The 12,463-nt window shown below is 64.2% G+C and carries 15 protein-coding genes; 6 read left to right on the top strand and 9 right to left on the bottom strand.

Translation table 11 applies throughout. The features are described 5' to 3' along the window. Positions 1-6 precede the first annotated feature (6 nt). The 3 genes from A5766_RS22445 to A5766_RS22435 all read right to left on the bottom strand — a co-directional run bounded on the left by A5766_RS22445 (position 7) and on the right by A5766_RS22435 (position 1,389). Positions 7-702, bottom strand: coding sequence for an ABC transporter ATP-binding protein (locus A5766_RS22445; RefSeq protein WP_231894779.1), 696 nt, complete (start codon positions 700-702; stop codon positions 7-9). A 61-nt stretch (positions 703-763) separates the two neighbouring features. Further along, a complete protein-coding gene (locus tag A5766_RS22440) occupies positions 764-1,138 on the bottom strand; it encodes a holo-ACP synthase (RefSeq protein WP_064906474.1) in 375 nt (124 codons plus the stop codon). Further along, a complete protein-coding gene (locus tag A5766_RS22435; RefSeq protein ID WP_082965605.1) occupies positions 1,135-1,389 on the bottom strand; it encodes an acyl carrier protein in 255 nt (84 codons plus the stop codon). The genes A5766_RS22440 and A5766_RS22435 overlap by 4 nt, the downstream gene beginning before the upstream one ends. Positions 1,390-1,579: 190 nt before the next feature. Here A5766_RS22435 and A5766_RS22430 point away from each other — a divergent pair, with 190 nt between their 5' ends. Genes A5766_RS22430 through A5766_RS22420 form a run of 3 tightly spaced genes read left to right on the top strand, consistent with a single transcriptional unit; the run spans position 1,580 to position 5,459 of the window. Further along, on the top strand, positions 1,580-2,731 hold the full coding sequence (locus tag A5766_RS22430) for an acyl-CoA dehydrogenase family protein (RefSeq protein ID WP_064906472.1): 1,152 nt from the start codon (positions 1,580-1,582) through the stop codon (positions 2,729-2,731). 5 nt (positions 2,732-2,736) lie between these two features. After that, entirely contained in the window at positions 2,737-3,687 is a 951-nt protein-coding gene (locus tag A5766_RS22425) for an amino acid--[acyl-carrier-protein] ligase (RefSeq protein ID WP_064906471.1), read from the top strand. Next, entirely contained in the window at positions 3,684-5,459 is a 1,776-nt protein-coding gene (locus A5766_RS22420; RefSeq protein WP_064906470.1) for an alpha/beta hydrolase, read from the top strand. Before A5766_RS22425 ends, A5766_RS22420 begins: the two co-directional genes overlap by 4 nt. On the opposite strand, the gene A5766_RS22415 is transcribed toward A5766_RS22420, so the two are convergent. Beyond that, positions 5,432-6,583, bottom strand: coding sequence for a PLP-dependent cysteine synthase family protein (locus tag A5766_RS22415; protein ID WP_064906566.1), 1,152 nt, complete (start codon positions 6,581-6,583; stop codon positions 5,432-5,434). The genes A5766_RS22420 and A5766_RS22415 overlap by 28 nt on opposite strands. A gap of 29 nt (positions 6,584-6,612) precedes the next feature. Then, the gene (locus A5766_RS22410) at positions 6,613-7,005 is read right to left on the bottom strand and encodes a DUF4229 domain-containing protein (RefSeq protein ID WP_082933650.1); all 393 of its coding nucleotides are present in this window, start codon (positions 7,003-7,005) and stop codon (positions 6,613-6,615) included. 165 nt (positions 7,006-7,170) lie between these two features. Here A5766_RS22410 and A5766_RS22405 point away from each other — a divergent pair, with 165 nt between their 5' ends. The 3 genes from A5766_RS22405 (at position 7,171) to A5766_RS22395 (ending at position 8,274) form a co-directional block, all read left to right on the top strand. Further along, positions 7,171-7,392, top strand: a complete 222-nt coding sequence (locus A5766_RS22405; RefSeq protein ID WP_005208496.1) for a BldC family transcriptional regulator — start codon at positions 7,171-7,173, stop codon at positions 7,390-7,392. Positions 7,393-7,462: 70 nt separating this feature from the next. Continuing rightward, positions 7,463-7,666, top strand: coding sequence for a hypothetical protein (locus tag A5766_RS25230; RefSeq protein WP_064862883.1), 204 nt, complete (start codon positions 7,463-7,465; stop codon positions 7,664-7,666). A gap of 140 nt (positions 7,667-7,806) precedes the next feature. After that, a complete protein-coding gene (locus A5766_RS22395) occupies positions 7,807-8,274 on the top strand; it encodes a helix-turn-helix domain-containing protein (RefSeq protein ID WP_064862882.1) in 468 nt (155 codons plus the stop codon). Between the two features lie 39 nt (positions 8,275-8,313). On the opposite strand, the gene ccsB is transcribed toward A5766_RS22395, so the two are convergent. The 4 genes from ccsB to A5766_RS22375 all read right to left on the bottom strand — a co-directional run bounded on the left by ccsB (position 8,314) and on the right by A5766_RS22375 (position 12,452). After that, on the bottom strand, positions 8,314-9,321 hold the full coding sequence (gene ccsB, locus A5766_RS22390) for a c-type cytochrome biogenesis protein CcsB (RefSeq protein ID WP_064862881.1): 1,008 nt from the start codon (positions 9,319-9,321) through the stop codon (positions 8,314-8,316). A 66-nt stretch (positions 9,322-9,387) separates the two neighbouring features. Continuing rightward, positions 9,388-11,049 carry a cytochrome c biogenesis protein ResB gene (gene resB / locus A5766_RS22385; protein WP_064862880.1) on the bottom strand — a complete coding sequence of 554 codons (1,662 nt, stop codon included), beginning with the start codon at positions 11,047-11,049 and terminating at the stop codon, positions 9,388-9,390. Between the two features lie 12 nt (positions 11,050-11,061). Next, positions 11,062-11,841 carry a cytochrome c biogenesis CcdA family protein gene (locus tag A5766_RS22380; protein ID WP_064862879.1) on the bottom strand — a complete coding sequence of 260 codons (780 nt, stop codon included), beginning with the start codon at positions 11,839-11,841 and terminating at the stop codon, positions 11,062-11,064. Positions 11,842-11,846: 5 nt separating this feature from the next. After that, positions 11,847-12,452 carry a TlpA disulfide reductase family protein gene (locus tag A5766_RS22375; protein ID WP_064862878.1) on the bottom strand — a complete coding sequence of 202 codons (606 nt, stop codon included), beginning with the start codon at positions 12,450-12,452 and terminating at the stop codon, positions 11,847-11,849. Between the last annotated feature and the right edge of the window lie 11 nt (positions 12,453-12,463).

Raw genomic sequence — 12,463 nt, 5'->3', positions numbered from 1 at the left:
GAGTCGTCACCCTCGCGCGTCCGCGGCCGCGACCCTGCCGTCCCGCACGACGATCGTGCGGTCGGCGACGTCGGCAGCGTGCGGATCGTGAGTCACCATGATCACCAGGCGATTCGGCGCATCGTGTGCAACCTCCGACAGCAGCTCGAGGACAGAGTCCCCGGTGTGCGAGTCGAGGTTGCCGGTCGGCTCGTCGGCGAGAAGGATCGACGGCTCCATCATCAGCGAGCGCGCGATCGCGACCCGCTGCATCTGTCCGCCTGACAACTCCGACGGTCGGTGATCGATACGGTTGCCGAGTCCGACGCGGTCGAGGAGTTCGACAGCACGTGGCTTGGCGCGTCGCAGCGACTTACTGTCGAGAAGTCTTGGTAGCGCAACGTTTTCCCACGCCGACATCGTCGGAACGAGGTTGAAGAACTGGAACACGAACCCGACGCGATGCCGACGGAAAGCCGACGCCGCGTTGTCGTCGAGCGTCGCGAGGTCGACGCCGTCGACCTCGATCGATCCCGACGTCGGGGTGTCGAGGGCTCCGATGATGTGCAGCAGTGTGCTCTTGCCCGCCCCTGACGCCCCGACGATGGACACGAACTGCCCACCGTCGAGCGTGAGGTTCACCCCGTCGAGCGCGCGAACCCGCTCGTCGCCGAGGCGATATTCCCTGACCAGGTCATCGGCTTGCACCACGCATTGCGCCACACGAACGATGGTAGGCGACGCGACGTGCGGTGCGTCACACCCCGAAGAGAGTGGCGGTGTGTCAGACCCCGACGTGAACGACGACGGTCGCCATGGCCTGTGTAGCCGTGTGCGACAGCGACAGCGACGGCTCGCGCCAGTTCTTGCGCGCGGCGAGAGCAGCCATGCTGCCTGAGAGACGAATGCCGGGCACCGGACCGTCCATGACGACCTCGATCTCGTGCAGCGGCGTCGCGGCGTCGGAGTCGACCAGGGTTTTTATGACCGACTCCTTTGCCGCGAAGCGCGCCGCGAGACGCTGTGCGCGCGTTGGCCCTTCGCATCTCGCGAGTTCGGAATCGGTGAAGACGCGCCGTAGGTAGCGATCACCGAAAGTGTCGATCGATGCGACGACATCAGCGACGTCGACCAGATCGCAGCCGACGACGACGCTCATACCCCGGCAGCGACGAGGTTGCTCAGCGCCGAGGCGAGGCTGTTGACGCTCGAGAAGGTCGACTTCTTGAGAATCTCCTCGGGAAACTCGACGTCGTACAGATCTTCGAGTCCCAACATGACGTTGACGGTCGCGTGTGATGTCAGGCCGACGGTGAACAGGTCGGTGTCGTCAGACACATCCGCTGCTGCTACACTCAACTTGCCGTACTTGTCCAGTATGCCCCGAATGTCGCTCTTGTTGATGTTCATGGTTCCCTCCCGTGTCGTACATGATTCCCCACCGATGATTAGTCTGCAAAACCCCACGTTGCAGATGTCACATCGTACTCGTATACTACAGGCGCATTGGAAAATGGACCACAGGGGGAAATACGGTCCGTGCATTTGGGGGATTTATCAGTCTGTGAATCCCACTCCGTTTTCGCATTTTGGGAGGAATGTGTTGACCACTGGAGAATTGGATTCTGCGTTGGATGCTTCGGCAGTCGTCGAGGTTGCCGCTGCTACTGCCGACGACGTCGATCGCAACGGACGCTTTCCACGCGAGGCCGTCGACGCATTGCGTCAGAGTGGACTCTTGTCGGCTTCCCTACCCGTCGAATTCGGCGGACGTGGCAGCTCGATCAGCGAACTTGCGAGAGTCACAAGAGAACTCGGAGCTGCGTGCAGCTCCACCGCGATGGTCTTTGCCATGCACCATTCCCAGGCACTGACACTTCGCTTTCATGCCGCAACGCCGGCGGCGGCCGATCTGGCCCGCGAAGTGGCGCGCACCGAAGCGCTTCTCGCCTCGGCGACCACCGAGATCACCACAGGTGGTGACGTGCGGTCGTCGACCTGCGCGGTGCAGACGGACGGCGATCGCGTCCATCTCGAAAAGAATGCACCAGTCATTTCCTACGGCGAGTATGCCGACTACATCTGCACCACTGCGCGCCGAAACAGCGACAGTCCGCCCGGAGACCAGGTGCTCGTCGTGTGTCCGCGTGCGGAGACGGCGCTCACCAAGACGTCGGAGTGGGACACTCTCGGCTTCCGTGGCACCTGCAGCCCGGGCTTCATGCTCGTGGCCGACACCAGCGTCGATCACGTAATTCCCGTCGACTACTCGATTATCTCCGCCCACACCATGCAGCCCTCGTCGCACACGTTGTGGGCGTCGGCGTGGCTCGGCATTGCCGACGCCGCAGTGGCCAAGGCACGCACCGAAGTTCGTGCCGCCGCGCGCAAGACGCCAGGCTCGACGCCGCCGCAGGCAAGCCGGTTTGCCGATCTTCTAGAATTGCATCAGCGATTCGAGAGTTCGGTTTCCGAGAGCATCGGTCGATATGAAGAGTTTCTTGCCGCCGGACACCTCGAACCGACCATCGGCTTCTCTGTCGCAATGAACAATCTCAAACTGACCGCGTCGACGGCCGTTGTCGACATCGTCGCGGGTGCACTCACAATCTGCGGCATCAATGGCTACCGCGAAAATCATCGCGCCTCGATGGGACGATTGCTTCGCGACTCATACGGACCAGCACTCATGGTTTCCAACGATCGGATCCGGGCGAACAATTCGCAACTGGTCCTTGCACTTCGGGGGTAATTCACATGACCGACCAACTCATCGCTGACCTCTCGGTCGCTCATCGGCAGTTCCGTGATCAGCTGATCAGAGCGGGTCATCTCATCCCGTCGGGTCTCGACGGCCTGTACGGACGTGGCCCCGAGTACGAGGCCGCCTTCTCCGGCATCGACCGCATCGTGTGGCAGGCGGGCGTCGATGCGCACGGCGCAGAGAACATTGCACGTTTCCGGTTTCCGCCGGTCTTCCCGCGTGAGGCGTACGAGAAGACCGACTACATCGCGTCGTTCCCGCAACTGACCGGAGCGATCTCGACGTTCACCGGCGGCTCGGCGGAACACCGTTCGCTGCTACTCGACCGAGAAGCTGGCCTGCCGTGGGACGGTCACCTCTCGTCCGCGGGCACCATGCTCGTCTCGGCCGCGTGCCACCCGCTGTACTCGACACTGCCAAACACGTTGCCAGAAGGCGGATCTCGCTACAACGTGCACGGCTACTGCTTCCGGCACGAGCCGTCCGAAGACCCGCTTCGCATGCAGGCCTTCCGCATGCAGGAATTCGTGTATGTCGGCGATCGGGAAGGCGCGATCGAACACCGCGCAACCTGGACGCGGGCGGCCCACGAGTTCTTCGTCAAACTCCAACTGCTCGCCGACGATGTTCCGGCCAACGACCCGTTCTTCGGCCGCACCGGCAAGATGCTCGCGTCGAATCAGCTCGAAGAGAACCTCAAAACAGAGCTTGTCGTGCGTCTGTACGGTGATCTCGACGACGGCACAGCTCTTCTGTCATGCAACAACCACCAGGACCATTTCGGCACCGGGTTCGGCATCTCCACCGCGGAGGGCCAGCCAGCCCACAGCGCGTGCGTCGGGTTCGGCATGGACCGAATTACATTGGCACTGTTCGCGATTCACGGAATTGACACCGCCGATTGGCCCGCACCCGTCCGTGCCGCGCTGGCGTTGGACAAGTGACCGGTATCGTTTCGACGCCGGCCTTCCTGACGGACGACGGCATCCCGCTCTTCACGGTACTGACCCTTCCCAGTGACGGGTCAGTCCGTGGGGCAGCCTTGATCTGCCCGCCGCTTGGCAAGGAGCACAACCACACTGCCCGCGGATTCAAACGACTGGCGGAGAAGTTGGCAGCGGAACGGATCGCAACGCTGCGGTTCAACTACGCGGGTACCGGTGAATCGTCGGGCTCGCAGACCGATCCCGACGCCGTCGACCACTGGGATACCAGCATCACCAGGTGCATGAACTACCTCAACGATCTGGGCTTTCCCTCGCCTGCAGTCGTCGCTCACCGGAGCGGGGCGCTACTCGCCACAAACAACAGCCGGGTCCGCACCACCTCGCGCGCACTCGCGCTGTGGGACCCGGTCGACCGCGGCCGGGTGTTCGTACGAACCCAACAAATGCTCTACGCAGCGATCTCCGAAGGACCTGAGGACGTGGCGGTCGAGCCTGAGCACCTCACTCAACTCGCAGGATTGTCGTTACACAAGCAAGCCGCTCGCACCCTGTCTCGGCTGACGATTGACCCGGAGTCGGTCGTCGAGGTGCACAACAGCAACATCCTCGCCCTCGTCCGCGACGACGACCTCGACGGATCCCTGGCGACCGCGGTGGAGAACGCCGGCGGAACCGTGAAGCCCATAGGCGATCAGGCTCCGTTCATCGACGCCATCGATCCGTGGTTCACCGACTATCCCGCCGAGATGCCGGGCGTGGCGCGTTGGCTCAGCGCACGGTTCGGCACGGGCACCACGACGATCTCGCCGGTGGCCACCACGAGCGCCGTCGTCGGCAACACGACCGACGGTCGGCCGGTACAGACACGACTCTGCACCACCGACGACGGTGTGATCATCTGGGACACAGCCATTCTCGGTAACCACGAGAGTGCAGATCGTGTACTCGTAAGCCATTCGATCGGCCACGACATCGGCAGTGGCCCCACTCGCTTCTATACCGAGATGGCTTTCGACGTAGCCGCACGTGGTGGCCGGATGGTCCGGTTCGACCGTCGAGGCGTCGGCGAGTCCGGCCAAACCGCACCTGAGGACACGTTCACCGGGCTGTTCACCACGCCCTACGTTCGTGACGGTCTGCAGATTCTGGACGAGGTCGACCTCTCGCACGCGAAGGTCGTGGCGCACGTCGGGGTATGCGCGGGAAGCTGGATGTCGGCGCACGCGGCGATCGAGACCGCGTCGAGGCTGCCCGGCGCGAGAAGCGTTGCGGTGGTAGTGAATCCCAATCGGTGGGATCTACGGCCCGCCCGTCCCGTCCCACATCTGTCGCGGTCGACGCCCGCATGGCATACACCCGCTTGGCATGCAAAGGTGGAGCACCAACGCCAACGCGTGATCGCCCGCTGCGCCCGCGATCTCATCGAGGTATCGGCGCGGGTCCGGCCGCGTCTCGCGCGCACAGCGCTCTCCCGAGTTCGCGGCTTCCAGATGCCGGATGTGTTCATCGACACCATACGGCGCCGCGGCGCGACGGTTCGTTTGGTTTTCGGACCTGGCGACCATGATCGGTTCACCCGACTCGACGGCTATCGCTCGCTTGCGCGGCGTCGGATCAATGTCGCGGTGGCAAGCAGCCAAACCGGCGATCATTCCGGATACCACACCGGTATTCGCGATGCGATGCGCCGCAGCTGCCTCGAAGCACTCGGGTTGACCGACGCGTCCGTCGTCGAAGCCGATCAGCCCGTCCACTCCCCCGTCCGGTAGAACTCGTCGAGGACTGCGGTCGGCGGTGCGAGGTCGAAGCCCTGCGCCGCGACCCAGTCGTCGTCGAAATAGGTTGTGGCGTAACGATCTCCGGAGTCGCACAGTAGCGAGACGACGCTGCCTGCCCGCCGCTGCGCGACCATCTCCGAGATGACCTGCGCGACACCCCACATGTTGGTTCCGGTCGATGCGCCAACACGACGCCCGAGGCGATCCGACAGGTGACGTGCAGCCGCGATCGACGCGGCATCGGGGACACCGATCATGCGGTCGATGACCTGCGACACGAACGACGGCTCGACGCGGGGCCGCCCGATCCCCTCGATCCGCGACCCGGTCTCCGAGCGCAGCGATCCGTCGCCGGTCTCATAGGCGGGTAGGAACACCGAGTTCTCCGGGTCGACGACCGCCAGCCACGTCGGATGTCTGCGGTAGCGCAGGTAGCGGCCGAGCGTCGCCGACGTTCCGCCCGTCCCCGCGCCCACCACGATCCACGTCGGCACCGGATGATCCTCGGTGGCCATCTGCGCGAAGATCGACTCCGCGATGTTGTTGTTCCCACGCCAGTCGGTTGCGCGTTCGGCCATCGTGAACTGGTCGATGAAATGTCCGCCGAGTTCGCTCTCGAGCCGCAGCGCCTCGTCGTACACATCCGACGCACGTTCGACGAAGTGGCAGCGACCACCCTCACGTTCGATCAGTGCGGTCTTGGCGGGCGATGTCCCCGACGTCATCACAGCGATGAACGGCACACCGATCAGATGCGCGAAGTACGCCTCGCTGACCGCCGTCGATCCCGACGACGCCTCGATCACCGTGGTGCCTTCGGTGATCCATCCGTTGCAGATCGCATAGAGGAACAGTGAGCGGGCCAGTCGATGCTTCAGCGAGCCCGTGGGATGGGTGCTCTCGTCCTTCAGATAGAGGTCGACGCCGACCTCGGTGCCCGGGGCACCGTTGCTTCCGTCGTCGATCCAGCGCGACCATCCCGGAAGTTCGCAGCGAAGCAGATGTGTATCGGCACTGCGCCGCGCATCGGCCTCGATCAGTCGCACGGCGTTGTCGGCCCAGCGTCGATCGGTGCGGTGGTCGACGGTTCGTGCCGGGTCGAGGGTGTCGCTCATCGGTTGTCGGGGTTCATTCACTGTCGCGTTCATTCGCTGTCGGCGTTGGTGTTCGGGGTTCGTTTGCCATCTGCGCCACGCAAGCGCGTCTGGAGGTCGTCGTGTTTACGACGGCGCTCCGCGTCGACCGCCGCAATCTGGGTATTGACGCGCACGCGCAGCTTCTTGAACAACACCATTCCCAACGGAAGTGCGATGAGAACACCGAACACCGCCGCTACCAACAGCGGCACGGCGACGCCCGCGAGCGCGCCGATTCCCATAATGATCGCGGCCACAACCACAACCAACAGCAGTCGCGCCACGGTGTAGAGAAGGATCGAGACGAGCAGCGTTCCCATGCCCACATGGCTCTGACCTGCGATGTCTGTGTTGTCTGGTTTGTGCGTACCCGCTCGAGTGGGGTCCTGCTTGTCGGTCACATGTTCAGGATACTTGGGTGCATAATCGGTGTTTGCAGGTCACGGGCACCTTTTGACTCTCTTTACCTCGTAATGACGGTTCGAGTACCTGGGCGTTTTGCGTGTATTCATGTGTCAGCGCGCAATCACCGCGCGTCTCGGAAGAGAAACCCAAAGGGGAGAACAATGACCGCACTCAACCCTGGTATCGCCACCGTCATCACCCCCGGCCTCGCGAGCCAGCACACCCTGACCCCCGGCCAGGTTGCCGCGATGTTCAATGTGAACCCCAAGACCGTCGCACGGTGGGCGAGCTCAGGCATCCTCGGGTCGATCCGTACCCCGGGCGGCCATCGTCGTTTCCGCGAGGAGGACGTCGTAGCCCTCCTCAACCGTCGCGTCGGATAGTCGTACTCGCCGGTAAGGGCTCACCGGTCTTCCACATCGGGACGCGTACCCTGATAGATGGGAGGTTGCCATGACGTTTCTATTGGCCATCGTCGGCTTGGCCGCGATCGGTTTTCTGTTGTGGCGTGCATTCGGGCCCGCACTGGCGGAACGCCATGACTCGACGGTGAGGCGGCCTGGGTCTCGCACCCACGGCCCTGTCGGTCCTGACGACGACGCGGATTTCCTTCGCGATCTCGATCGGCGCACACGGAGACCCAACGACGAACTGTGACGAATCGTGCATCGAGGATGCCCGACGTCGCTCCGCAGTGTGTGGGTACGATTACGATTCCGTAGCTGAGACCGCGCCAGAGGGACACCGTTATCGAGATCGCCGGCATCACAATCGACACGTCGAGCGAGTTCTGAAACATGACCACTCGCCCGGGCACGATTCCCGACGGCGACGACAGTTTCGCCGCCAAACTGGCCGAACTCTTCGAGCATTCTCGCGATGAAGACGGTCGACGGTACACAGGCAAACGGATCGCTGAGAAGGCCAACCAGCACGGCCACTCGTTGAGCGACGCCTATATCTCGCAGTTGCGCACGGGCAAGGCGCGCACGCCGTCGTTCAAGACCGTCGAGGCGATCGCGAGTGCCTTCGAGGTGAGCGTGACGTATTTCCTCTCGAATCCCTCCGAGGACCTCGATCGCGTGCAACGGCAGCGCGACTACGTCGAGATGCTCGCAACCACCGAGACGCACCTGTCCGGGGTCGATCTGGGCAGCCTTTGTCCCGACACCATCGACGTGATGATCGATCTGCTCAAAATGGTTCGCGCACAGGCGGCGTCAGAGCGCGGCGCCCGAACTCCCCACGGTCACGGTCCCGCGTAGGCGGGCGCTATGTCACGGTCCCGCGTAGGCGGGCTCGTGTCACAGCCCGGCGTAGGAGTGCAGGCCGGAAACCACCAAGTTGATGATGAACAGGTTGAACAGCAGCGCGACGAATCCGGCGACGTTGATCCATGCTGCGGTGCTGTTGCGCCAGCCGGCAGTCGCACGGGCGTGCAGGTATGCCGCGTAGATGATCCAGGCGATGAACGAGACGGTTTCCTTGGGGTCCCAGCCCCAGAAGCGGCCCCACGCCGACTCTGCCCAGATGGCGCCGAACACGATTCCGAGTCCGAAGAGCGGGAATCCGAACACGACGCATTTGTAGGCGAGACGGTCGAGCGCCTCGGCGGTGGGGATGTGGGCGACAAGTCGACGCAGTCCTCCGACCACGCCGCCGCCGGTCTCGGAGACTGTCTCCGACGACGCTCCCCACCGCATCTTGACCAGGTACAGGATGCTGGCGACACCGGACACGAGCAGCACGCCGGAGCTGATCGAGATGATCGAGACGTGGATGGCCAACCAGTACGACTTGAGCGCCGGGACCACGGGCGCGGCCTGCGTGTAGAGCCAGCGGCCGCCGATGAACATCAGCAGCGTGACCGGGAGCAGCACGAACGCGATCAGCGGGCGGTTGATCTGCTTACGCAGGATGACGAGCCCGGCGACCACGCAGGCGGCGCAGGTCAGTGAGATGAACTCGTACATGTTGCCCCAGGGGGCGCGGTCGGTCGCGATTCCGCGGGTGACGATCGACGCGATATGTGCGATGAGTCCCACGAACACGACCGGATAGGCCATGTTGCCGATCTTCTCCGACAGCGTGCGCGGAGCCGGGCCCTCGATCTTGCCGGGGGCGCGCTGCGTCGTCGAACCGCCTCCCGCTGTGACGAGTTCCTTTGTTGCGGTGAGCTTTCGAGAGCGCGCTCCCGCGAGGGCGGCGAGGAACATGAGCATCGCCAGGACGTAGATGGTGATCGCGGTACCGAACAGAAGGTCGGAGTAGCGCGCCATCGTCTCGTCGATCTGGTCTGTTCCGTTACCCATCGCTGGCCCTATCTCTACTGCTGCGGTCTGCTGGAAGCTACTGCGGTCTGCTGGAAGCGTCCGCGACTACAGATGTCGTGCTCGCCTGTTGTCGTCGGTGAGCAGGCCGCGTGCCTGCTCGTCGAAGCCCTCGCCCCAGCCGGCCTGGTCGGTGCGGGCCAGCCCGGCAATCTCTACTACCGTACGTCGTCGGTCGCCGTAGTCCGAGTCGGGCACCAAACGCGCCCAGATCCTGCGGCGTTTGACGATCAGCGACACCACCAGTCCGACCAGCATCACTATCGCCGACACCAACACCGAGACCTGCGCCGGGTCGTGCGAGACCTGGACGGAGATCCAACGCTTGTAGCCGTCGAAGCTGACCTTGGTGCCGTCGGGAAGGCTCGCACTCTCGCCGACCTTCAGGTTCGCCTGCGCCTCACGGTTGAGCCTGCCCTGATGGATCATGTCGGTGTCCAGCGAGTAGGCGTTCTGCGCTCGGCCGGTGTCGAGACCGGTGTCGCCACGGTAGATCCGGATCGCGACCTGTGGGTCGTTCGGCTCGGGCGACGAGGAGCTGAGCAGTGTGCCGTCGTAGCTCGCCGTCGGCGCGAAGAGTCCTTCGAGGGCGATCTGATTCTTGCGGCGAGTGTCCTCGTCGGGGTACAGGCCCGCCGGGGTGTCGAAGCGGGCAGCGCCCGACGACAGCATGGTCTGCATGACCTCGGGGATGAACAGCGCGGTCTGCGTGCGCTTCTCCCCGTTCGGGAAGGTCACGGTGAAGGTCGGCGCAAAGCCGTTGCCCAGCACGTAGACGCGGTCGCCCGCGACGCGCAGCGGATCATTGACGCGCACCGACCGCTCCTGCCACTGCGACGACGGTGTCCGCGGGTCGGTGGTGTAGCGGATCTTCGCGTCGTACATCGACGGCTGACCGTCAGGGAGGAAGGTCGCGGAGAAGTCGTCGACGCGGATGCAGAACGGTGAGAGGTTGGTGCCGTCCACCAGGGCGCCCGCACGGAATGAGTCGTAGACCGCCGTCGACGTGTTGCACAGTCCCTGCTCGCCGTCGGCGACGAGACTGCGCGTGCCCTCATAGCCATACACCTTGCCCACCGCGATCGACACGAGCAGCGCCAGCAGTGCGAAATGGAAGACCAGGTTACCGAATTCGCGCAGATATCCCTTTTCGGCCGATACCTCGACGCAGCCGTCCGGGTATGCCTTCGACGGTTCGCGCACGGTGATCTCGCGTCGCCAGCCACGCAGGTTGCCCGAGATGCGTTCGGCGAGTTCGGCAGGCTCACCGTCGACCGTCTCGGTGATGTGTCGCGGCATGCGCGACAGATTGCGCGGTGCGGCAACGGGTTTGGCGCGCAGACTCTTGGCGTGCTCGATGATGCGCGGGGTGAGACAGCCGACCAGCGAGATGAACAGCAGGACGTAGATGGCCGTGAACCACGCGCTCTTGAAGACGTCGAAGAGCTGGATCTTGTCCATCCATTCGCCGAGCCAGCCGTGGTCGGAGATGTACTGAAGTGTCTTCTGCTCGTTGAGTTCTCGCTGCGGCAGCAACGCACCGGGGATCGCGGCCAGTGCGAGCAGGAACAGCAGCACCAACGCGGTGCGCATCGACGTGAGGCTGCGCCAGAGGTTGCGCAGCGGCCACAGCACCCGACGCTTGACCCAGAGCGGACGCTGCGGGGTCTGCGGCGCGGGGGTGGACGGTCGGTCGATGGTCTGTGTCATGTTCGCCCGCCTCTATACCGGAAGTTCGGTGTCGGAGATGAAAGCGTCGCGGACCCACACGATGAACTGATCCCACCAGCCGGTGACGAGAGCCACTCCGACCGCGATCAGCATGATGCCGCCGAAGATCTGGATGAGTCGTGCGTGCGTGCGCAGCCAGCCGAGGCTGCGCAGCGCCCACGCGGACGAGAACGCGAGGATGACGAACGGAATGCCAAGGCCCGCGCAGTACGCGATGATCAGCGCCACGCCCTTGACCGCCGTCGCGCCCTGCGTCCCACTCGCGGTGGCGATGACCGCGGCAAGTGTCGGACCGAGGCACGGGGTCCAGCCGAGTGCGAAGACCGCGCCGAGCAGTGGCGCTCCGACGATGTTCGACACGTTGCGCGGCGCGAAGCGGAACTCGCGCTGCATCATCGGGACGAGCCCGATGAAGACGAGACCCATCACGATCGTCACCACCCCGCCAATGCGTTGCAGCACATCGTGATTGACGATCACGGTGCTCGTGATGCCGAGGACCGTTGCCGTCGCGGCAACAAAGACGACGGTGAAACCGAGGACGAAGAGGGCTGCGGCGATCGCCACCCGTGAGCGTCCGCGTTTGGGCGACTCGCCGACCGTCACCGCGGGCGCCTCCGCCCCGACGAGGCCTGCCAGGTACGAGAGGTAGCCGGGGACGAGTGGCACGACGCATGGGGATGCGAACGAGACGAGTCCGGCGATCACGCACGCGGCCATAGCCAGCAGCAGCGGACCGCTGGTGACCGTGTCGGCGAAGGTTTGTCCCATGCCGCTCACGGCTGCTTTCCGGAGTCTTCGGCGGCGACCTTCTTGACCATCGCGCCGAGTTCCTCCGCGCTTACGGTCCGCAGGTAGACCGCGGCCGGACGGTGCTGCCGGTCGAGGACGACGGTAGTCGGGACGACCGAGGTGGGGGTTGTCATCGAGGCGAGCGTCGCGCCGTCGAAGTCGTAGATCGAGGGGTACCCGACCTTGCGGTCGGCGACGAAGTCCTTGGCCGACTGCCGATCGTCGCGCAGGTTGATACCGACGAAGGCGACGCCGTTGTCCTTGTTCTGCTCATACACGGTCTCGAGGTCGTCGGCCTCCGCGCGACACGGTCCGCACCACGAACCCCACACGTTGATCACCGTGACCTTGCCTGCGAAGTCCTTGTCGACGTCGATCTGCTTGTCGGCCACGAGGTCGGGGCCGATGAGATCTGCGATCGGCTTGCGCTCGGACTCGGGGTAGGTGATCGACGTCTTCCCACCCGGCGACACGAATTGAAAGGTGTCGCCCTGTGCGACGGCGTCGTTGCCTCCGCTGCAGCCGCTGAGCAGCACGCCGAGCGTCATCAGCACGGCGAACAGGACTGCGGTGAAGGTCTTACTGCGCATGTGTCAGATCC

The organism is Gordonia sp. 852002-51296_SCH5728562-b (assembly GCF_001665475.1).
In the GTDB taxonomy this organism is placed as follows: Bacteria; Actinomycetota; Actinomycetes; order Mycobacteriales; family Mycobacteriaceae; genus Gordonia; species Gordonia sputi.
The sequence above is the reverse complement of the archived record's forward strand: the minus strand, read 5'-3'. Positions and strand labels throughout refer to the sequence as shown.

Bases quoted from the DNA above. Each gene is read 5' to 3' on its own strand.
- A5766_RS22440 (WP_064906474.1), bottom strand. From the start codon at position 1,138: ATGAGCGTCGTCGTCGGCTGCGATCTGGTCGACGTCGCTGATGTCGTC.
- A5766_RS25230 (WP_064862883.1), top strand. From the start codon at position 7,463: ATGACGTTTCTATTGGCCATCGTCGGCTTGGCCGCGATCGGTTTTCTG.
- A5766_RS22375 (WP_064862878.1), bottom strand. From the start codon at position 12,452: ATGCGCAGTAAGACCTTCACCGCAGTCCTGTTCGCCGTGCTGATGACG.
- A5766_RS22425 (WP_064906471.1), top strand. From the start codon at position 2,737: ATGACCGACCAACTCATCGCTGACCTCTCGGTCGCTCATCGGCAGTTC.
- A5766_RS22435 (WP_082965605.1), bottom strand. From the start codon at position 1,389: ATGAACATCAACAAGAGCGACATTCGGGGCATACTGGACAAGTACGGC.
- resB (WP_064862880.1), bottom strand. From the start codon at position 11,049: ATGACACAGACCATCGACCGACCGTCCACCCCCGCGCCGCAGACCCCG.
- A5766_RS22415 (WP_064906566.1), bottom strand. From the start codon at position 6,583: ATGAGCGACACCCTCGACCCGGCACGAACCGTCGACCACCGCACCGAT.
- A5766_RS22380 (WP_064862879.1), bottom strand. From the start codon at position 11,841: ATGGGACAAACCTTCGCCGACACGGTCACCAGCGGTCCGCTGCTGCTG.
- A5766_RS22405 (WP_005208496.1), top strand. From the start codon at position 7,171: ATGACCGCACTCAACCCTGGTATCGCCACCGTCATCACCCCCGGCCTC.
- A5766_RS22395 (WP_064862882.1), top strand. From the start codon at position 7,807: ATGACCACTCGCCCGGGCACGATTCCCGACGGCGACGACAGTTTCGCC.
- ccsB (WP_064862881.1), bottom strand. From the start codon at position 9,321: ATGGGTAACGGAACAGACCAGATCGACGAGACGATGGCGCGCTACTCC.